The organism is Actinoplanes sp. NPDC020271, assembly GCF_044388125.1.
Taxonomy (GTDB): Bacteria; Actinomycetota; Actinomycetes; order Mycobacteriales; family Micromonosporaceae; genus Actinoplanes.
Map to the genome: position 1 here is coordinate 207,521 of NZ_JBIRWQ010000013.1, position 19,625 is coordinate 227,145.

The following is a 19,625-nucleotide window of genomic DNA, read 5'->3' on the forward strand; positions in this document are numbered from 1 at the left end:
GTCGCCTCCTGACAATAAACGGCGGACCCCGCCGTTTCCATGCGAGCTAAGATACGGCGGACCCCGCCACTTAGCAACCGTGAGGAGACGCGATGCCCGGTCAGCGCGCGGACGCCCGCCGCAACTACGCGCTGCTGCTGTCCGTGGCCGAGCAGGCGATCGCCGAGCAGGGCGCGGACGCGTCGCTGGAGCAGATCGCCCGCGTCGCCGGAGTCGGGTCGGGCACCGTGCGGCGGCACTTCCCGACCCGGCACGCCCTGCTCGCGGCGGTGTTCCGCAAGCAGACCGACGCGCTGGCCGACCGGGCGCGTGAGCTGACCGACCGGCCCGACAGCCGCGCGGCGCTGCTGGAATGGCTCGGCGAGGTCCTGACGTTCGCGGCGACCACGCGCGGGCTGGCCGAGGCGCTCAACCGTGACCACGTCGCCGACCCGGGCGAGGCACACGAGCACTGCGCGACCGCCCGGCTGATCGAAGCCGGTCAGCCGCTGGTCCAGCGGGCCGGAAGCGACGGCGCGGTGCACCCGGACGTGACCATCGGTGACCTGCTCAGCCTGGTCACCGGCATCGCGCTGGTCACCGAGCACCGCCCGGACGACGCGAACCGCCTGCTCCGCCTGGCCGTGGCCGGGATCGGCCCGGGTGACGGCGCCGCCGCGAACCGGCCGGCTCTCACCACGCCCTGATCGCGTCGACGGATCCGCAGCCGGGCGCGCGGCTGCCGGCCCTGCAACTCGGCTTCTGGCAGCAGGCGCCCGGCGCGCGGCTGCGCTACACCTCGTGCCCGTCCACCGAACGGCCCTCACGGTCGCGCGACGACCCCGACTACCATGCCGCACGTGTGGGCCAAGATCGTTCAGCACCGGCTGGTGTTCCTCCTCGGGGTGCTGGCCGTCGCTGTCGGCGGGGCGGCGCTGGAGCAGAGCGATGACCGGCACGTCGCCGACACCGGCCTGGGCGTCCTCGGCGTGCTCGACCTGGCCCTCCTCGTCGCCGTCTTCGCCGCAGCCAACGCGCGCCGCCCGATGGCGTTCCTGGTGCGGGCAGGTGCCTTTACGACGCCGCCCGACAGCCCGGACGTCCTGACGGGCGCGATGATGACCGTGAACTCGCTGTTGATGATCGGCTCGACCGCTTTCAATGCCGGCGGGCCGCTGAGCCGGCTCTCGTTCGCGCTGAGCCTGCTGGTCGTCCTGCTGCTCGCAGTGGTGTGGACCCGCCTGCTCGGCCCGTTCGGCCCGTCCCTGCGCCCCGACGGCCTGGCCGACCGGCAACCGTTCGGATCGCTCTTCGTGCCGTGGGAGGCCGGGCCCAGCGCCGAGCCGACCACCATCGGGGTCAAACTGCGGTTCGCCCGTCCCGACCTCGTCCAGCGACGGGGCCTCCGCCGGAGCTCGGGCGTCCGGTTCGGCGCCGACCGGGGCTTCGCGGCCTGGGCCGTCAACCTCTACTCGTCGCGGCCCGAGCTGCGGCCCACGATCGGCACCGACGAGGGACTGCAGCGGATCACTCCCCGCCCTTACTCGTCGACCGAGTCCATGTAGCTGGTCATCGCCGTCCGCAAACTGTCGACGAACCCCTCCACGAGTTCCAGCTCCGCCGCCGAGTAGCCACTCGTAGCCGCCCGTAACTGTTGCGCGAGCGGCGCGAAGAACGCCTCGGCCGCCGCCTCGACCGCCGGCGTCGCGTGCAACGTCACCACCCGCCGGTCGCTGTGCCCGCGCGTCCGCGAAACATGGCCCGCACCCTCGAGGCGGTTCAGCAGTGTCGAGGTCGCGCCGGTGGTCAGCGCCAGCCGCTCGGCGAGCCGCGCCGGAGTCAACGGCTGCCCACGCTCGTCCGCGTTGATGATCTCGACGATCGCCGCCGCGTCGGTCGTGTGCATCTGCCGGCTTCTCGCGAAGAGGCGGGCCAGTTCGCCCCGGGTGGACGCGAAGGCCTGCAGGCTCTGGACAACCCGGTCGTGCTCGTCACTCACCGTTGCAATGTAGCACTCCCGTAAAGTAGCTTCACCGCAAAACTACTTTATGAGGGAGCAACCATGCGCACTCCTGTCACCATCGTCGGCGCCGGGCTCGGCGGTCTCGTCCTGGCCCGCGTCCTGCACCGGCACGGCATCGCGAGCACGGTCTACGAGGCCGAGTCGTCGCCGACGGCGCGCACGCAGGGCGGCATGCTCGACATCCATGACTACAACGGCCAGCCCGCCCTCGACGCGGCCGGCCTCACCGAGCAGTTCCGCGCGCTGGTCCTGCCCGGCCGGGAGTCGTACCGGGTGATCGACCGGGACGGCACGATCCTCTTCGACCGGCAGGACACCGGCACCGGCGGCAGCCCCGAAGTGCAGCGCGGTGACCTGCGCCGGATGCTGCTGGACTCCCTTCCGGCCGGCACCGTCCGATGGGGTCACCGGGTCACCGGCACGCGCTCCCTGGGATCGGGCCGGCACGAAGTGGGTTTCGCCGGCGGCACCACGGTCGTCACCGATCTGCTCGTCGGTGCGGACGGCGCGTGGTCCAGGGTCCGGCCGCTGCTCAGTGACGTCCAGCCGGAATACAGCGGCGCCTCCGCGGTCGAGACGTTCCTCCTCGACGGCGACCACCGTCACCCCGCGACCGCGAAACTGGTCGGCAGCGGTTCCCTGTTCGCCTTCGACCGCACCACCAGCGGCAAGCTGTTCCTCGTCCACCGGGAGAGCGACGGGAACCTGCACGCGTATCTGTGGGTGACCCGCCCACTGGAGTGGTTCACCGCGCCCGGTGCCACCGAGCGGTTCGCGCACGAGGTGGCGGGCTGGGCACCCGAACTGGCCGCACTGATCACCGAGAGTGACACCGAGCCGGTGCACCGCCCGCACTTCGGGCTGCCGATCGGCCACCGCTGGGCCCGGATGCCCGGCGTGACCCTGCTCGGCGACGCCGCGCACCTGCAGCCGCCGAACGGTGAAGGCGCGAACCTGGCCATGCAGGACGGCGCCGAGCTGGGCCGGGCCATCGCCGAGCATCCGGACGACGTCGAAGCGGCGCTCGACGCCTACGAACGGGAAATGTTCACCCGCAGCGCCGAGATGGCCGTCGACGGCGTCACGATGAACCGCGTCCTGCTCGGCGACAACGCCGCCGGAAACCTGATCAGCATGCTCAGCGGCGACTAATCACCGCTGCCGCGTGCCCGGCATCGCCGGTGAGCGACCGTCACGTCCGCAGCCAATGTCGGCCCCGGTCGACGATCCACTCGGCCGGCACCGGCGCGATCACCTCGCGCGGCGGCTCCCCGCGCAGCGCCGATCCGCCCGCACGGGCCGCCGACAGTTCGGTCGGCAGGTCCGGATCGACCGCGACCCGGCGCCGCCGCTCACCATGGCCGAGATACAGCTCCAGGGCAGGCCCCGGGCCGGTGCGCCGACCACCCCCGACGTGACCATATGCAGATCAATATCGGTCGCATCGCCGAGGTCGGCTCGGCCCACCAGGCTCTCCGACTCACCCGCCTGAACTGCAGTCAGTCCACCGCCGACGATCACGAGGAGGTCGAGGTCGCTGCGGCCGGCCCGGAACCCGCCGAACGCCGGCCATCCCGCTGTTCTACCAGCCGTTTTCCGATCAGAACCGATCTGCCCACACGCCGTCAGCACCGGGCCTCAGATCAGAAACGGGCAAATCGCGCGCCCCCGTCGACGTGCAGAATCGAGCCGGTCATCGACGTGTTCGTGGCCGCCAGCGCGACTGCCTCGGCGATCTCGTCGGCCGTCGAGACGTGACCGACCGGCAGCACCTTCGCGGCCGCGGTGAACCAAGCCATGCGGTCGGGCTCGGGCATCCCGTTCCACCAGGGGGTGTCGACGAGCCCCGGGGAGACGGCGTTGATGCGGCGCGGGGCAAGCTCGACGGCGAGCGGCCGGACCAGCGCTTCCACCGCGGCGTTGAGTGAGCCGAGGCCGGCCGTCCCGGCCATCGCGGCGTGGGCGCTGATCGCACCGACGAGCGTGATCGACGCGCGGTCGGCCAGGTGCGGCAGCACGGTCTGCAGCACAGTGAGCGTCGGCCAGTATTTCGCCTCGAACGCGCGGCGCAGCGACCTCAGGTCCAGATCGGCGAACGCGCCGGACCCCTCGGCGCCGGAGAGGGTGACGATCAGCGCGTCCAGCGGCGCCAGCTCGGCGGCGAGCCGGGCGACGCCGACCGCGTCGTTGCCGTCGACCTGGTGCGTGACCAGGCCTGAGTCGTCCGCGAGCTTGGCGGTGTCGCGGCTGGCGACGTGGACGGCGTGGCCCGCGGCGGCCAGGCGGCGGGCGGTGGCGAGGCCGACGCCGGAGGTGCCGCCGACGACGAGGATGCGATTCGACATGACGATGCTCCTGTGAAACGAGACGGTTCGGTTCGTAAGCCAATCTAGCACAAACGAACCGCACCGTCTCGTATCGATAATGGGCTAGGATCCAGACCATGGAGCGCAGAACGGGACGCCCTCGCAGCCAGGAGAGCCGCGACGCGATCCTGCTGGCCGCCACCCAGCTCGTCGTCGAGCAGGGCTACGCCGCGGCCTCCATCGAGAAGATCGCGCAGCGCGCCGGCGTCGGCAAACAGACGATCTACCGGGGCTGGCCGTCCAAAGGCGACGTCCTGATGGAGGCGCTCGCCCGCAAGGCCGACGTCTACATCCCGTTGCCCGACGAGGGCAGCTGGGCCGCTGACCTGCGCCGCATGCTGCACGACAGCTACGCGCTGGCGCGCACTCCGCAGATCGGCGAGCTGCTGCGCGCGCTGATGGTCGAGGCCCAGCTCGACACCGTTTTCGGCGAGCGCTTCCGCACCGACTTCCTGCAACGTCGCCGCGCCGCACTGGCCACCCTCGTCGACCGGGCGCGCGACCGCGGCGACCTGCCCGCGGGCCTGACCGCGGAGGTGGCGGCCGACGTGATCTTCGGCGTTCTGTGGTACCGGTTGCTCGCGGGGCTCGGCCCCTTCGACGATCAGCTGGCCGAGAGCCTGGTCACCCTCTTGACCGCTGGCAAACCGTAGGTACAGATTCCGCTGAATACAGCGAAGGCTGTACTGTGGCGGCATGGAGACGGTCACGCACGGCGCTGTCCTCGCCCGGTTCGGCCACGCCCTGTCCGACCCGACCCGGGCCCGGCTGCTGCTCGCGCTGCGCGAGGCGCCGGGCTACCCGGCCGAGCTCGCCGAGCAACTCGGCGTCACCCGGCAGAACCTGTCGAACCACCTTGCCTGCCTGCGCGGCTGTGGCCTCGTCGTCGCCGTCCCCGAAGGCCGCCGGACCAGGTATGAGCTGGCCGACACCCGGATCCGGCACGCGCTCGGCGACCTGCTCGGGCTGATCCTCGCCGTCGACCCGGCCGCCTGCTCCGACTCCGCCACCGAGGACTGCTACTGATGACCGGCCCTGTCCAGCGACTGCGGCTGTCAGTCGCCGCCACCATCACCGACAATGCGGTCGAGGCCGACGAGGGGCCGGAAGCCCGGCACGGCGACCGGGGCCGCGCGCCCGCGAGCGGCTCATCCTTGATCGTCGCGGCGGCGGCCGATGTGTGCCGTCCGGACAGAACGGGCGCGCTGCCCGTCTCGGAGGGGGCACGATGAGCGGCCACGACCACGATCACCACGGCCACGATCATGGGGTGCGGGCCGACGCCGACCGCCGGTGGCTCGTCGCCGCACTCGCGCTGATCACGACGTTCATGGCCGGTGAAGTCGTCATCGGCGTGATCGCCGGATCGCTGGCCCTGCTCTCCGACGCCGCGCACATGCTCACCGACGCCGCGGCGATCGTCCTCGCCCTCATCGCGATGCGCCTCGCGGCCCGGCCGCCACAGGGCGGATACACGTACGGCCTGAAACGCGCCGAAATCCTCTCCGCGCAAGCCAACGGACTGTCGTTGCTGCTGCTCGGCGGCTGGCTCGGGTACGAGGCGATCCGCCGCCTGCTGGACCCGCCCGAGGTCGCCGGCAGCCTGGTGCTCGGCACGGCCGCGGTCGGTATCGTCGTCAATGTCGCGGCGGCCTGGTGCATGTCCCGGGCGAACCGCACCAGCCTCAACGTCGAAGGCGCGTTCCAGCACATCCTCAACGACCTGTTCGCGTTCGTCGCCACCCTGATCGCCGGCCTGGTCATGGTGGTCACCGGCTTCGCCCGGGCCGACGCGGTCGCCTCGCTGATCGTGGTCGTGCTGATGGCCGTCGCCGGCGTCCGCCTGGTCCGCGACTCCGGCCGCATCCTGCTGGAGGCCGCCCCGCCCGGTGTGGACGTCGACGAGATCGGTGCCGAACTCGCCGCCGTACCGGCCGTCACCGAGATCCACGACCTGCACGTCTGGCAGATCACTTCCGGTCAGACCGCGCTGTCCGCCCACGTCATCGTCGCCGACCACGCCGACTGCCACACGACCCGCGCCGACCTCGAGCGCCTGCTCCGCCACCGGTACGACATGAGCCACACCACGCTGCAGGTCGACCACCTCGCCGACCTGCCCGGCGGCCCGGACGAGCCGCACTGCGTCGAAGCCCACGGCCCCGCCCACCGCGCCGGCACCTGACGCTCACGCTCACCGACGGCCCAGCGCGCACCTCGTCCACGGGGCGGACACCGGTCTCGCGGTCCGGAGGCGGTAGGTTGTCACCCCGTGGTAGATCGTCTGCATCCCTCCGACCCGGAGTTCGTCGGGCGCTACCGGTTGCTGTCCCGGCTCGGGGCGGGCGGCATGGGCGCGGTCTACCTGGCGCGGGACCCGGACGGGCGGCTCGTCGCGGTCAAGGTCATCCGCCCGGAGTACGCGCACGACGAGCAGTACCGTGCCCGGTTCCGCAGCGAGGTGAGCCGGGCGCGGCAGGTCCCGCCGTTCTGCACGGCCGAGGTGCTCGACGCCGACCCTGATCACGAGACGCCGTACCTGGTCGTCGAATATGTGGACGGGCCGAGCCTGAACGAGGTGGTCGCCGAGAACGGGTCGCTCGGCGGGGGCAATCTGCACGGGGTCGCGGTCGGGGTGGCGTCGGCGCTCGCCGCGATCCACGGCGTCGGGGTGATCCACCGGGATCTGAAGCCGCGCAACGTGCTGTTCGCGCTCGGCATCCCCAAGGTGATCGACTTCGGGATCGCCCGGCCGCTGGAGCCGACGAGTTTCCACACGCGCGCCGAGGAGGTCGTCGGGACCTTGGCGTACATGGCTCCGGAGCGCCTCGACCCGGAGACCGACCGGCTGATCACGCCGGCGGTGGACGTTTTCGCGTGGGGCGCCGTGGTCACCTACGCGGGAACGAGCCGCACCCCGTTCGGCGGTGACACCCCGGCGGTGACCGCGGCTCGGATCCTCACCCAGCCTCCGCGGGTCGGCGATCTGCCGCCCTACCTGGCCGAACTCGTCGAGGCCGCGCTGGAGAAGAACCCGGAGAACCGGCCGACCGCCCCCGAGCTGCTCGACCGTCTCCTGGTGTCGGGTGCGCCGAGCGCTCCCCCGCTGCCACCGGAGCTGCGGCGGGAGGCGGAAGCCGCGCAGCAGTCCGGCCGCTACCAGACCGGTGGGCAGAAACGGACACGCGGGCGCCGCCGGGTGGCGGTGATCGCGGCCGGCGCGCTCGTGGCGGTCGCCGGTGTCGCCGCCGGACTCGGGTTACGTGACCCGATTCCCGCGGCCGACGTCCGTACCCCCGAATCGGCGAAGCCCAGCCAGGCTGCGACCGCAACCAATGGGCCGGCCCTTTTCGATCCCTTGACGACGGATGCGGCGTTCCCGTCGCAAGGCGCCTGCGCGGTCAAGAAAGGCCTGGTCGTCACGGCGAAAGCCGAGTCGTCGGCGGTGTGCGGCGAGTTCGAGCACCTGGTGTTCCCGCCCAGTCAGAACATCGGGGTGACCGCGACGCTGACCACCGGCACGTCATGCGCGACGATCTGGTTCCGCGCGACTGCCGACGAGGGCGAGCCGGACTACCTCGCGGACGCGTACCAGGCCGCCGTCTGCCCTGGCGAGGTGCGCCTGACCAGCACGGCTGCCGGTCCGGGCGACCCGATCGCGACGGTGAGGCGGGCCACCACGACCGGCCGGCCGCACCGGCTGCTGGTGGTGACCACCGACCGCGGGGCGACGGTCTCGGTCGACGGCGACCCGGTGCTGCAGGGCGAGCTGACCGAGAACAACCTGCTCAGCGGCCGGGTGATGCTCGGCGCCGAGGGGAACACGGGCGGTCGCGGCCAGGTCACGTTCACCGACGCGCAGTTTCGTTCCGGGCCGGATCCGGCCGTTCCGGCGGTGCCCGCGTTCACCACTGGTGACGCCCAGCTGACCGCGGGCATGTGGATGCTCTACCAGGACCACCGGCTGGCCATCGTGGAACAGGCCGACTATTTGTCCGGAAAGGACTACTGCCGGCAGTACGCCGTGGCGGCCTCGTCCCCGAAGTGCGCGAAGAAGACCGTGCCCGTCTACAGCGGTCTACGGGTGGCCCTGCCGGTCGCCGCCGACCTGAAGTACCTGGACTATCGAAAGTCCCCGGCGAAATGCCTCGACCCGGCGACCCACGCGGGGACGTGCCCGGTCAGTCGCGCGGTCTTCTCCGAGATGTACGACGAGTTCGACCCGTGGGCGGCCCTGGTCACCATCCGCGCCGGCAAAGTCGTCACCGTGGCCCACCTCGACTACCACTGACCCGCGCTCGACCCGGCCGGCCCCGCCATGAACAAAACCCTTGCGCCGGTACGGCTTCAGCAGGTGAAACAGTGGTCATGGAGAATGCCCCGCGTGCCCCGCACTCCGTTCCCCGTCGAGATCGGGCTCTCGCTCGCGGCCGGCGCCGGCTCGTTCGCGGTCTCGGCGCTGGTCTGCTCGGCCGCCCGCGGCCACGTGCCGGACGTCCCGCTCGGGCTCGCGCTGCTGGCGGTCGTGCTGCTGATCGCCCGCGCGGCCGGCATCCTCTACGCGCTGCCGGCCGGGGTCGCGGCGATCCTGCCTACGACTGGTTCTTTCTGCCTCCGCTGCGGGACATGAACGACGCCGCGTTCACCATTCTCACCCTGTTCCTGGTGATGGCGGTGATCGTCAGCGCGGTCACCACGGCGACCGGGCGGCGGGCGGTCGAGGCTGAGCGGGCCCGCGGTGATCTCGCCGACGAGCAGGCCGCGATGCGCCGGCTGGCGCTGCTGATCGCCCAGGGTGTCGCGCCGGACGTGGTCTTCGGTGCGGTCACGAAGGAGGTGCTGCAGCACCTGGGTGGCGGGACTGCGCGGCTGATCCGGTTCGAGCCGGACGGCACGGCGACGCTGCTGGCCAACGAGGGAACGAGCGGTCCGCACGTGGTCGCCGGCGGCCGGTGGGAGGGTTACCCGCCGCGCGGGCTGACCGCGGCGATCCAGCAGACCGGGAAACCGTCCCGGGTGGACGACTATCACGACGTACCCGGTGGGGCCATGTTCTTGAATGAGGGCCTGCTCTCGGCGGTCGGGGTGCCGATCCACGTCAGCGGCCGGCTCTGGGGCATGATCGCGGTCGGTTCCGAGTCGCGGCGGCTGCCGGTCGACAGCGAGTCACGGATGGCGCAGTTCACCGAGTTGGTGGCGACCGCGGTCGCGGCCGCGCAGAGTCGCGCCGAGCTGATCAATTCCCGGGCGCGGATCATCGCGGCCGCCGACGAGGCCCGCCGCCGCATCGAACGGGACCTGCACGACGGCGCCCAGCAGCGTCTGGTCGCGCTGGCGTTGCGGCTGCGCACGACCGGGATCGATCAGCAGGCCGCCGCCACCGACCTGCTCGAAGTGATCGACGAGCTGCGTGAGTTGTCCCGTGGCAGGCTGGCGATGCCCTCGCGCAGCAGGACGTCGTCCTCCGCGAGAACCACTCTCAAGCCGTCCATCCTCATCCCCCGGGTCAAGACTGTTACCGGCTAGCCGGTATTCGAGGAGTCAGGCTGGCCTCGATGTGTGCGCACGTCATTCTCCCGAGACTGATCACATGTGCGAACACCAGCCCCCGTGCCCGCCCATCGACCAGCCGGGATGGGACTCCGCCCAGGTCATCGCCGCTCACGGCGAACTGGGCTGGAGCATCCTCTGCAACGGCGCGGTCGTCGTCGGCGCCGCCGTCATCAAGATGCCGATCGTGCTGGCCAAGCGGCGCAAGGCGGCGCGCAGCCGCGGCACGATGGCCGCCGTCCGGCGCGCGGCGGCATGAGCATGCCGCGCGGTCGGCAGAACGAACAGCAGGCGCTCGACAACCCGCTCCTGCGGGTCCGAGGCGGGCGGCCGCGGGGCGGACGCCGGGGCGTACGCGCAAGTTCCGGGTTTGATCGGGGCGGCGGAGACGGCGCCGCTGAGCGAAGTGGAACGGGCGCGGGCGTCGCGGCTGCGGGCATCGGTCACCGTCGCCGTCCCGGAAGGGCCAGACGGGGGGAGGCACGGGTGGCGGCGGCCGAGCGGACGCGGGACGTGGATCCGGCGGGGGCTCGGGATGCGTGGCTGGCGCGCTCGGGGCGGCGATGCGGGGTGGGGGCGACGAGTTGCGGCGGGTGGCTGCGGCGATCCGGGAGGCGCTCTCGGCTTCGGCTTCTGCCGCAGTTGCGGGCTCCGACTCAGTTCCGGCCGACTCAAGGGTTGCGGCGGTCCGGACCGGCGGGGTCCGGGACGGCGCATTCCGGACCGGCAGCCAGGAAAACCGAGCGTTCCGGACCGGACGGTCCGACACGAGCTCCGCGGATCTGCTTCGGGACGGGCTGGTCCGCTGGGTGCTCGACGGGCGGGCCGCCGGGATGCCGCTGCTCGGCCACGCCTTGAAGATCATGGGTGACGATCAGACCGCGCCGCCGCCGCTGTCCTGTTGACCATGATGCGTGCGGCGCTTGCCGGTATTTCGGCGTCGTTGAGCCGCGGGTAGCGGACCGCGGTCTTGGCGTCGGCCACCGCAGCGGGCGCTTTGCCCGGCGAGGCCGTGTTCGCCGGCGGGGTGCGCGGGTACTCCCGCCCAGGGACGGCGGGAGTACTGGACGGGGCGAAGGCCGGTTCCCCGTGCGACGGGCCGAGCTCGACATATCCCACGTTGAGCACGCCGGCCGTGATGTTCCGGATCTGTCCGAACCGGTGGCCGGCAAACGCGGCCGCTCCACCGCCGAGCACCGGGGCGATGCCCGCGGCCACCGCGGCCGATCCACTGGCGATCAGGAAACGGCGGCGCGAGTCGTTGGTGTGCATGTGCGGGACCTTTCTCTGTGGTGGGTGTGCCACCACCCTTGCCTTCACCACACCCCCGGGTCCCCAGGGAGGACCACGGGCGCGGGCCGACCCGTACCCCCGGGAAGTCCCGGGTTCAAACGCCCGAAGCGGCGACCTCGCGCTCGGAATGGTCGGCGATCAAGGGTCCGACGTCAGATCGCCGCGCAGGAGATCAGCGAACCGGCCGCGGGCAGCTGACGTCGCTGATGGATTTCTTCCAGGTGGGCGGCTCTCACCCGGTGGGCGGCCCGCGCCGGCCACACCTCGGCTGAGCGGCGCGAGGCACCGACCGGCCGCGGCTGGCGATTTTGCCGATGCGTGAACAACCTGTGTGCACTGAGGATGCAGAAACCACCGAATCCAGGAGGTTTCATGCGTCGTCTCGTCGTCCTACTCACCGCCCTGCTGGCCGCTCTCGCGCTCAGCCCGGCCCTGCCCGCGGCCGCCGCCCCCGGCACCCCGGTGGTCTTCGTGCACGGCTACACCGGAAGCGCGTCGAACTGGACCACCGCCATGGCCGTGTTCCGCGCCGGTGGATACTCCAGCAGCGAACTGTTCGCCTACGAGTACAACTCGTACGGGAACAACATCACCAACGCACAGGGCCTGGCCACCTACGTCAACCAGGTCCGGGCCCGCACCGGCGCGGCCCAGGTCGACATCGTCAACCACTCGATGGGCGGCCTGGTCAGTCTCTGGTACGTGAAGCAGTTGGGCGGCGCCCAGTACGTCCGGCATCTGGCCTCGATCGCCGGCGCCAACCACGGTACGACAGCCGCCGGATCCTGCCTGATCTACGTCACCTGTCAGCAGATGTACCCGGGCTCGTCGTTCATCAACACGCTGAGCTCCGGTGACGAGACGCCGGGCGCCACGAGGTACGGCACCTGGTACTCCCCGTGCGACGGCATCATCATCCCCTACACCAGCACCGTCCTCAGCGGCGCGACCAACAACTACGTCGCGTGCCAGACGCACATCGGATATCTGACCGACACTGTCACCCTCACGCAGGTCAGATCGTTCCTGGCGAGCTGACGAACGGGCGTGGGGGGGGGGGGGGCGCGGGGGGGCGCCCCCCCCCCGCCCCCCCCCCCCCCCCCCGGGGCGGGGGGGGGGGGGGGGGGGGGCGCGCGGGGGGGCCCCCCCCCCCCCCGGCGGCCCGCCCCCGCCCCCCCCCCCCCCCCCCCCCCCCCCCCCCGTCCCCGGACCGGAAGCCGTGAGCGGCGGAGAGGTCTACCTGGACTCGGCCGCGATCGTGACAGGCCTGCTGTCCCACCCGGCCGTCGCCGGGTGCTGGGACGCCCCGAGCGCCCCGCCGAAGATGCGGCTGCGACCTCGACGGGGTCTGGTGGCCGACCTCGGAACACTACTTCCAGGCGCAGAAATTCAAGGGCACTCGTCACGCGGATCTCATCCGGCGTGCCCGCACCCCGCGGCGCGCGGCGGAGCTGGACCGCTCGATCGGGAAGCCTACGGGCGCGGCACCAGACGGAAAATGCGGAGTGTGCGGTGGGAGGCCTGCTCGCGATAACGCGCATACCCCGGCCACTGCGCCACGAACAACTGCCAGAGCCGCTCCCGCTCCTCCCCCACCGCTTCCTGCGCCTCGACCGCGATGTCCCGCCCGCCGACGGTCACCGTGGCCTTCGGATCGGCGCGCAGATTGTGCACCCAGCCGGGCGCGTTCGGCCCGCCCCAGTTGGAGCCGACCACCACGTAGGTTCCGTCTTCACCGACGTACTGCAAAGGGGATTTTCGCTCCTGGCCGCTCTTGCGGCCGACGGTGGTGAGCAGCAGGCCAGGCGCCATGCCGAGCGCGACGACGCGCCCGCGCGTGATCCGGCTCAGCCAGCGGTCGACGGTGACGGTGCGCCGCGCGATCGGCGTGAACCCGGGGATCGACCCGACCGCACGCCAGAAACTTTTCCACACCACGCGAGCCTCCGCTTCAGCCGATCACCTTTCCCGGACGGAAAAGGTCGAGCGGGTCCAGAGTCTGCTTGATCGCGACCTGCATGGCCAGCACCCCGGCGTCGAGCTCTTGTCGCATGCCGCCGCGTTCCAACAGGCCGACGCCGTGTTCGCCGGGCACCGTGCCGCCCATGCCGATCGCCGCGGTCAGCATCTGTTCGAAGGCGGCCCGCGCGCCGCGCCGTGCGTCGTCGTCACCGGCCGGCCGGCCACGGGATCGTTGCCATGGCCCGACCTTACGCGCGGCAATTTCGCACTCCGTGTGCAAGATTCTGCGCGGAATGCCCTACCGTGTCGGCATGGACGATCGACCTGTCGTGCTGATCACCGGTGCGAGCGCCGGCCTGGGCGAGGAGATGGCCCGCCAGTTCGCCGCTCGCGGCTACGACCTCGCGCTCTGCGCCCGCCGGATCGACCGCCTCACCGCGTTGGCGGCCACCCTTCCCGGCGTACGCGTGATCGTCAAGGAATTGGATGTCACCGACGACGACGCCGTCTTCCGCGTCTTCCAGGAATTCGCCACCGAGTTCGGCCGCATCGACCGGGTCATCGTCAACGCCGGCCTCGGAAAAGGCGCGCCCCTGGGCACCGGCCGTTTCGACGCGAACCGCGCCACCGCCATGGTCAATTTCGTCGGCGCGCTCGCCCAGACCGAAGCCGCCCTGCAGATCTTCCGCGCCCAGAACCGCGGCCACCTGGTCCTGATCTCGTCGATGTCCGCGCTCCGCGGCATGCGAAAGTCGATGACCACGTACGCGGCGACAAAAGCGGGCGTCGCGGCGATCGCCGAAGGTGTCCGTTCCGAAAACATTCCCGGCGTCGACGTCTCGGTCATCTATCCCGGCTACATCGAGTCGGAGATGAACGCCCACGTCAAACAAAAGACCAGATTCATGGTCAAAACCCCGGTCGGCGTACGGGCAATGGTGTCAGCCATCGAGAAACGCAAAGTAAAAGCCTACGTCCCCGGGTGGCCGTGGATCCCCATCGGTTACGCCATGCGCATGCTCCCCCTGTCCGCGGTCCGAAGGATGGTCTGACGCATGACCCGTCTGCTGCTGGTCCGCCACGGCCAGGCGTCGTTCGGCGCCGAGAACTACGACGCCCTTTCCCCGCTGGGCCACGAGCAGGCCCTGGTCCTGGGCCGTTCGCTCGCCGCCCGCGGCATCAAACCGGCCCTGGTCATCCGCGGAACGATGCGCCGCCACGAGGAGACCCTGTCCGGAATCCTGGAAGGTCTCGGATCCCCGGTCCCGCTGGTCCAGGACCCCGGCTGGAACGAGTTCGACTTCCAGCACGTGGTCGAGATCCACCGCCCGTCCTACCGCGACCGCGCCGCGATGATGGGCGAGCTGGCGTTGTCGGACCGTCCGGACCGAGCGTTCCAGCAGGTCTTCGACGCCGCGACCCTCCGCTGGTCGTCCGGCCGGTTCGACGCGGAGTACGCGGAGTCGTTCACCGCTTTCCGGACCCGGGTCGCAGCGGCATTGTCCGAGATCACCACCTCATTGACCGACCACCGCGACATCCTCGCGGTCAGTTCCGGCGGCCCGATCGCCATGGCCGCCTCTCTCATCACCGCCGGCCCGGATTTTCCCGCCGCGTTGTGGGCCTCGTTCAACCGGGTCACGGTCAACACCGGCGTCACCAAAATACTTTCCGGGCGCAGCGGGTTGTCGCTCTCGACGTTCAACGAACACACCCACGTCGAATCGGATCAGCGCCTGCTCACCTATCGCTGAGCCTCGTCATCAGCGACGCCGTCTTCACTCGCGATGTTGTCGGCTGAACAGGGCGAGTCTCAACATCATCGGATTCGGCGCCGCGCCGCCGAGCAGTGCGGCATAAGAGACGTCGGGCGACCGGGAAACGACGGTTGCCAATGCCGCGCGGGCCACATCCGAGTCGATGTCGGCCAGCGCTCGCACCACGTTGTCCGCCGCTGCACCGCTGAGTTCCGCCGCGTGTCCAGCCGCGGCCATCGCAGCCAGAACGTGTAGTTCCGGAGCGACCGCATCGAAATTCTCGGCCCACGTCAGGTCCTCGGCCTGAGGGAATTGATTCAGAAGGAGGAGCGCCAGTCGCTGTGCCGTGCCCGGTAGCTCGTGATCTATCAGGTGGTCCGGCTTGTGCCCTTCCACCAGAAGGCGACCGGCGGCGAGAGCGGCCGCGCGGGCCCGGTCGCCCGCGAGAAGCGCCACCATGTCCTCGTAGTAGCCGCTATGGCGCCGATGACTCAACGAGGCATGCCCGTCGCCCTCGATCTCGATCGCGTCGACGAACGTGACGAATTGGCCGGACTCCCTCAGCATCCCGTCCCAGAAGCCCACCTGCGCCGGCCAGCTGAGCTTTCGGGGGCAGAGCGCTCCGAGCGGAACAGGGCCCCCGGCAACGGCCAGCCGAAGCATCACCAGATTCGCGGTGTAGGCCGCGATCCGGTAGGTCACCGCCCGCTCGGACGGTTGATAATCGGCGTGCCTCCCCTGCTCCCAACGGTCGTGGCTCTCCCTGATCAGACGTTCGAGCACCTCGGCAACGGCCACCTCGCCACCGGCGAGCTCATGCACGAAGTCGATCCGTCGTGAACCGAAACCGACGATCAGCTGATGCGAGAGCAGGGCAAAGAGCAGATCGTCGTTCCAGGGCTGAAAGGCGCTGGGCCGCGACAGCACCGAAGCCGCGTCACGGAGCAGCTCGACAGTGTGGTGGGCCACGAGGAAGTCCGCGAAGGTCGCGTGCAGGAATTCATAGGAACGCCCGCCCTGCCCGGAATCGGCCTCCGAGGTGCTGACGAAGAAGAACCGGCCGACGATCCGGCGCGCGGGATCCAGCACCCGGCCCACGTCCCGCGAGGTCGCTGCCGGAGCCGCCGCCAGGTCAGGCAACGCATGCAGATCTGCGCTGAGGTCACGCTCCTGCAGGTGCTGCTGACCTCGGTTGAGCATGCCGAACGCTACGACTCCCAGCTTCCAGAACTCCCCGATCCGGCGTTTCTCCGCGGTCAGCTGGGTCGGGTGCTGATCGGGACGAGCCAGCTCCCTGCGGACGAAGTCGTCGAGCAGCATCCGGTAGAGCGCAGCCGAGTTCTCCTCGGGTGGCACATCGCGTTCGGCGGCCACGATCGCCAGCAGAAGGAGGAGCAACGGTTGGCGGGCGAGTTCGCCGTAGGCCCGCAGTCCCGGGCCGTCGATCGACCGGACGAGGCCACGCTCGACGCCGAGAGCATTCGCCTCGGCCCATCGCTGCGCCCAGGTGTCGATCTGCTCGTCGGTGAACTCTTCGAGCATCACGACCAGGCACCCGCGCGGGATCGCAGCCAGATCCGCAACCAGCGTCCGTGACGTGACCATCACCGCAACCGGACCGCCGGTGACCGCTTCCGTGCGCTGGAAATCCATGACATTGCTCAGGTAACGCGACTCCGTCGCACCGGTCGCCTGCATCAACTCGTCGAGCCCGTCGATGAGGACCACTCGCACCCGGCCCTGGCTCACCGTACACAGCCTGGACCACTCGACCCGTCCGTGCGTCGACTCCCTCAGCACGTCCTCGATCTGCCGGTACACGCTCGCCGACGGGTCCGGTACGTCGCGCAACGGCACCCGGACGGTTGTGAAGGCATCCGTCGCCGACAGCCGGGCGGCACAGATCTTGGTCAGCAGGCTCTTCCCGCTTCCCGGATGGCCGAGCACCACCAGCGGACGCTCAGCAGCCTGTGGTGAGGCGAAATGCGCGGCCAGGAAGCTCGCCAGATCGGTCCCCTTCGCCTGGTCACGCCACCATCCCTCCTGCGACGGCAAGGACTGACGGTCGACGACCGCCCAGCGGAACCCCGGCTCCACATAGCCGCGTTCGACGCTCGGAACTCGGACGGCGGTGACCTCCGCAGTCTCGTCGAGGTCGACGACCAGGCTGGTCAGGATCGCCCGGTTGATGTCGGCGATCGTCGCACGCTCGGAAGAAGTCTGGGCCGTCCCGACCAGCGTGGCAACCATTTGCTCAAGCCGGTGGAGCGCGTTCTGTTCCGCCAGGTGTTCTCCGAACAGCGCCCAGATCTGGAATTCGGGTATCTCGGCAGTAAGCGCCTTGTACTCGGCGCGGTACCGATCCAAAGCACGCTCCACGATCTGCTTCACCAACTGTCGATTCGCCGGCTCCGGCCCATAGGTCTGTTCCCAGGTCGCGAACCCGCTGAAGTACCGCAGGCAACGGTCGGCAAGGCGCTGATAGTAGGACCTGATGCCGCCGGCGAGATTGGTCTCGAACCCGCACCCCGCCCATGGCAGTGGGATCTCGGTCCACAGAAGGTCTTGCACCACGCTCACGGCCGACCGGTGACCGTCGAACTTGGCTGGATCGATCAGCCAGTTCTCCTCCGAAGCAGTGAGGTGTACCCCTGCCAAGGCTGGGCCGGTGAGTTCGCGGAGCGCGGCGAAGAAGGACCCTGCCACGAGAGTGGTGTGCGCGGCGGCGAGCACTTCGTGCCGCTGGCGACCAGCCGCCTTGCGCAGTTTGTCCCGACCCGCGCCGACCGCCTCCTCGAAACGGGCGATCAGCTCGTTCTTCTGGTCGACCCAGCCCCACAGGGCCAGGGCTTGCGGGTTGCCGGTGACCAGGCCGATCGGTCCGGCCGCCAGTAAACCCACCCCGAGCAGCGCGTCCAGCGTCTTGACGGTCCTCGAACGTCGACCCAGGAGGATTTCCCGGGCGGCCTCCAACGTGTACGGCGAGCCGGTCATCCCGCGAGTCTAGGGGCGCGGGACGGCCGCGCGAGGAAATCTACCTCGCTCGAGACCGTCCCGCGGCGGGACTGCTGCGGCCGTACCCCGAATGCGTTTTATGCGGCCGTGGAGAGGGTGTCGAATTCGGCGTCGGTGAGTTCGACCTTCTCGGCGGCCTGGTTCTCCTCCAGGTGGGCGACCGAGGACGTACCCGGAATGGGAACGATGATCGGCGAGCGGCGCAGCAGCCAGGCGATGGCGAGCTGGCCGGTCGTCACGCCGGGGTGATTCGCGGCGACCTTTTCCAAGGGTCCACCCGGACGGGCCAGGTTGCCGGCGTCGACCGGGGCCCACGGAATGAACGCGATCCCCTCCGAGGTGCAGAAGTCGACGAGTTTCTCGGCCCGGCGGTCGCCCAGGTTGTAGCGGTTCTGGACCGACGCGATCGGGACGCCGGCGGCCTGCGCCTCCTGCACGTCCTCGATGCTGACCTCGGAGAGGCCGACCTGCTTGACCAGACCTTCGTCGAGGAATTCGCGGAGGGTGGCGAACTGTTCGCCGCGCGGGGTGCGTGGGTCGATGCGGTGCAGCTGCCACAGGTCGATCTGTTCGACGCCGAGGCGGCGCAGTGACATCAGGACGCACTGACGCAGGTATTCGCGGCGGCCGAGGGCGGCCCAGATGTCCGGGCCGTGGCGGGTGAAGCCGCCCTTGGTGGCGATCACGACGTCGCCGTAGCCGGTGCCGTCGTGGAGGGCTTCGCGGATCAGGTCCTCGGAGACGTCCGGCCCGTACGAGTCGGCGGTGTCGATGAACGTGACGCCGAGTTCGACGCTGCGGCGCAGCACCCGGATCGCCTCGTCGTGGTCGGCCGGTGGTCCCCAGATGCCGGGCCCGGTGATGCGCATCGCGCCGTATCCGAGCCGGTTCACCGTCTTGCCACCGAGTTCGATGGTGCTCATTCATTCCCCCAGGAAATCGTCGATCACCGGCTGGATGTCGACGGTGAACTCGTCGAAGAATCCGTGCCGTCCGCCGTCGTGCAGGTGCAGCACCGCGCCCGGGATGCGCTTGGCCAGCAACGGCGCGTTCGCGGACGGGACCATCCGGTCGTCGGTGCCGTGCAGGACCAGGGTCGGCGCTGTGATCAGCGGCAGCACGTCCCACGCGTCGTGACGGTTGCTGGCCCGCAGGTGGGCGCGGCTCTCCTCGGCGGTCATCGTCGGGTCGCCGAAGAGGTGGCTGTGCCCGGCCCAGTCGTCGGTGTAGAACAGTTCGCGCAGCGTCCTGACCCGCGCGTCGGCCAGCAGCTTGCGGACTTCGGGCGTGCGTTCGTGGGCGTGTCCACCGCCGGGCGAGGTGCACGCCAGGATCAGCCGGTCGACGAGTGCCGGGTGCCGCGCGGCGAGGTGCTGCGCGACACGGCCCCCCATCGACGTGCCGTAGACGACCGCGCTGTCACCGTGCGCCTGGATCACCGCGGCGGCGTCGTCGGCGAACCAGGGGGTGGACCAGTCGCCGACCGGGCCGCGGCTTCCGCCCGTACCTCGGAAATCGAAGGTGACGACGCGGAACCTGTCCTCGAACGGCTCGCGCAGGCCGGTCCACCAGTCGTGGGAGTTCGCCTGGCCGGAGAGGAGCAGCAGCACCGGCCCGTCGGCCCGCCCACTGACCTGCACCGCCAGGGGGAATCCGTCGCCGGTCAGCACGGGGCTGATC

At 70.5% G+C, this 19,625-nt stretch carries 22 protein-coding genes; 14 read left to right on the forward strand and 8 right to left on the reverse strand.

Going from position 1 to position 19,625, the window contains the following annotated elements:
• The first annotated feature begins 92 nt into the window (after positions 1–92).
• Together ACH442_RS27350 and ACH442_RS27355 are read left to right on the forward strand one after the other, a co-directional pair.
• Positions 93–686 carry a TetR/AcrR family transcriptional regulator gene (locus ACH442_RS27350; RefSeq protein WP_396340960.1) on the forward strand — a complete coding sequence of 198 codons (594 nt, stop codon included), beginning with the start codon at positions 93–95 and terminating at the stop codon, positions 684–686.
• A 153-nt stretch (positions 687–839) separates the two neighbouring features.
• Positions 840–1,544, forward strand: a complete 705-nt coding sequence (locus ACH442_RS27355; protein WP_396340961.1) for a hypothetical protein — start codon at positions 840–842, stop codon at positions 1,542–1,544.
• On the opposite strand, the gene ACH442_RS27360 is transcribed toward ACH442_RS27355, so the two are convergent.
• Positions 1,520–1,978, reverse strand: a complete 459-nt coding sequence (locus tag ACH442_RS27360) for a MarR family winged helix-turn-helix transcriptional regulator (RefSeq protein ID WP_396340962.1) — start codon at positions 1,976–1,978, stop codon at positions 1,520–1,522. The two genes, ACH442_RS27355 and ACH442_RS27360, sit on opposite strands and share 25 nt — an antisense overlap.
• Before the next feature lie 63 nt (positions 1,979–2,041).
• On the opposite strand from ACH442_RS27360, the gene ACH442_RS27365 reads away from it, so the two are divergent.
• The gene (locus ACH442_RS27365; RefSeq protein WP_396340963.1) at positions 2,042–3,154 is read left to right on the forward strand and encodes an FAD-dependent oxidoreductase; all 1,113 of its coding nucleotides are present in this window, start codon (positions 2,042–2,044) and stop codon (positions 3,152–3,154) included.
• 491 nt (positions 3,155–3,645) lie between these two features.
• Here the strand turns inward: ACH442_RS27365 and ACH442_RS27370 are convergent, their stop codons facing one another.
• Positions 3,646–4,347, reverse strand: a complete 702-nt coding sequence (locus ACH442_RS27370) for an SDR family oxidoreductase (protein ID WP_396340964.1) — start codon at positions 4,345–4,347, stop codon at positions 3,646–3,648.
• A 98-nt stretch (positions 4,348–4,445) separates the two neighbouring features.
• On the opposite strand from ACH442_RS27370, the gene ACH442_RS27375 reads away from it, so the two are divergent.
• From ACH442_RS27375 to ACH442_RS27410, 8 genes are all read left to right on the forward strand, one after another.
• Positions 4,446–5,021: a TetR/AcrR family transcriptional regulator gene (locus tag ACH442_RS27375; protein ID WP_396340965.1), complete on the forward strand. Its 576-nt coding sequence runs from the start codon at positions 4,446–4,448 to the stop codon at positions 5,019–5,021.
• 43 nt (positions 5,022–5,064) lie between these two features.
• Positions 5,065–5,394: an ArsR/SmtB family transcription factor gene (locus tag ACH442_RS27380; RefSeq protein ID WP_396340966.1), complete on the forward strand. Its 330-nt coding sequence runs from the start codon at positions 5,065–5,067 to the stop codon at positions 5,392–5,394.
• Entirely contained in the window at positions 5,394–5,600 is a 207-nt protein-coding gene (locus tag ACH442_RS27385; protein WP_396340967.1) for a hypothetical protein, read from the forward strand. Before ACH442_RS27380 ends, ACH442_RS27385 begins: the two co-directional genes overlap by 1 nt.
• Positions 5,597–6,553 (forward strand): cation diffusion facilitator family transporter, encoded by a 957-nt coding sequence (locus tag ACH442_RS27390; RefSeq protein ID WP_396340968.1) that lies wholly within the window; start codon positions 5,597–5,599, stop codon positions 6,551–6,553. Before ACH442_RS27385 ends, ACH442_RS27390 begins: the two co-directional genes overlap by 4 nt.
• An 87-nt stretch (positions 6,554–6,640) precedes the next feature.
• Entirely contained in the window at positions 6,641–8,659 is a 2,019-nt protein-coding gene (locus tag ACH442_RS27395) for a serine/threonine protein kinase (RefSeq protein WP_396340969.1), read from the forward strand.
• Positions 8,660–8,752: 93 nt separating this feature from the next.
• Positions 8,753–8,998 (forward strand): hypothetical protein, encoded by a 246-nt coding sequence (locus ACH442_RS27400; protein ID WP_396340970.1) that lies wholly within the window; start codon positions 8,753–8,755, stop codon positions 8,996–8,998.
• Positions 8,995–9,894 carry a GAF domain-containing protein gene (locus tag ACH442_RS27405; RefSeq protein ID WP_396340971.1) on the forward strand — a complete coding sequence of 300 codons (900 nt, stop codon included), beginning with the start codon at positions 8,995–8,997 and terminating at the stop codon, positions 9,892–9,894. Before ACH442_RS27400 ends, ACH442_RS27405 begins: the two co-directional genes overlap by 4 nt.
• 64 nt (positions 9,895–9,958) lie before the next feature.
• A complete protein-coding gene (locus tag ACH442_RS27410; protein ID WP_396340972.1) occupies positions 9,959–10,177 on the forward strand; it encodes a DUF5999 family protein in 219 nt (72 codons plus the stop codon).
• Between the two features lie 602 nt (positions 10,178–10,779).
• Here ACH442_RS27410 and ACH442_RS27415 read toward each other — a convergent pair.
• The gene (locus ACH442_RS27415; protein WP_396340973.1) at positions 10,780–11,190 is read right to left on the reverse strand and encodes a hypothetical protein; all 411 of its coding nucleotides are present in this window, start codon (positions 11,188–11,190) and stop codon (positions 10,780–10,782) included.
• Between the two features lie 393 nt (positions 11,191–11,583).
• Between ACH442_RS27415 and ACH442_RS27420 the strand changes: the two genes are divergently transcribed.
• Positions 11,584–12,249 carry an esterase/lipase family protein gene (locus tag ACH442_RS27420; protein WP_396340974.1) on the forward strand — a complete coding sequence of 222 codons (666 nt, stop codon included), beginning with the start codon at positions 11,584–11,586 and terminating at the stop codon, positions 12,247–12,249.
• 435 nt (positions 12,250–12,684) lie between these two features.
• Here the strand turns inward: ACH442_RS27420 and ACH442_RS27425 are convergent, their stop codons facing one another.
• Together ACH442_RS27425 and ACH442_RS27430 are read right to left on the reverse strand one after the other, a co-directional pair.
• The gene (locus tag ACH442_RS27425) at positions 12,685–13,149 is read right to left on the reverse strand and encodes a nitroreductase/quinone reductase family protein (RefSeq protein WP_396340975.1); all 465 of its coding nucleotides are present in this window, start codon (positions 13,147–13,149) and stop codon (positions 12,685–12,687) included.
• A gap of 13 nt (positions 13,150–13,162) precedes the next feature.
• On the reverse strand, positions 13,163–13,339 hold the full coding sequence (locus tag ACH442_RS27430; RefSeq protein ID WP_396340976.1) for an FAD-linked oxidase C-terminal domain-containing protein: 177 nt from the start codon (positions 13,337–13,339) through the stop codon (positions 13,163–13,165).
• Here ACH442_RS27430 and ACH442_RS27435 point away from each other — a divergent pair.
• Both ACH442_RS27435 and ACH442_RS27440 read left to right on the forward strand, forming a co-directional pair.
• Positions 13,317–14,225 (forward strand): SDR family oxidoreductase, encoded by a 909-nt coding sequence (locus ACH442_RS27435; RefSeq protein WP_396340977.1) that lies wholly within the window; start codon positions 13,317–13,319, stop codon positions 14,223–14,225. The genes ACH442_RS27430 and ACH442_RS27435 overlap by 23 nt on opposite strands.
• A 3-nt stretch (positions 14,226–14,228) precedes the next feature.
• Positions 14,229–14,927: a histidine phosphatase family protein gene (locus tag ACH442_RS27440; protein ID WP_396340978.1), complete on the forward strand. Its 699-nt coding sequence runs from the start codon at positions 14,229–14,231 to the stop codon at positions 14,925–14,927.
• 24 nt (positions 14,928–14,951) lie between these two features.
• Here the strand turns inward: ACH442_RS27440 and ACH442_RS27445 are convergent, their stop codons facing one another.
• From ACH442_RS27445 to ACH442_RS27455, 3 genes are all read right to left on the reverse strand, one after another.
• The gene (locus ACH442_RS27445) at positions 14,952–17,924 is read right to left on the reverse strand and encodes an NACHT domain-containing protein (protein ID WP_396340979.1); all 2,973 of its coding nucleotides are present in this window, start codon (positions 17,922–17,924) and stop codon (positions 14,952–14,954) included.
• Between the two features lie 98 nt (positions 17,925–18,022).
• Positions 18,023–18,868, reverse strand: a complete 846-nt coding sequence (locus ACH442_RS27450) for an aldo/keto reductase (RefSeq protein WP_396340980.1) — start codon at positions 18,866–18,868, stop codon at positions 18,023–18,025.
• Positions 18,869–19,615, reverse strand: a complete 747-nt coding sequence (locus tag ACH442_RS27455) for an alpha/beta fold hydrolase (RefSeq protein WP_396340981.1) — start codon at positions 19,613–19,615, stop codon at positions 18,869–18,871.
• Positions 19,616–19,625 lie beyond the last annotated feature (10 nt).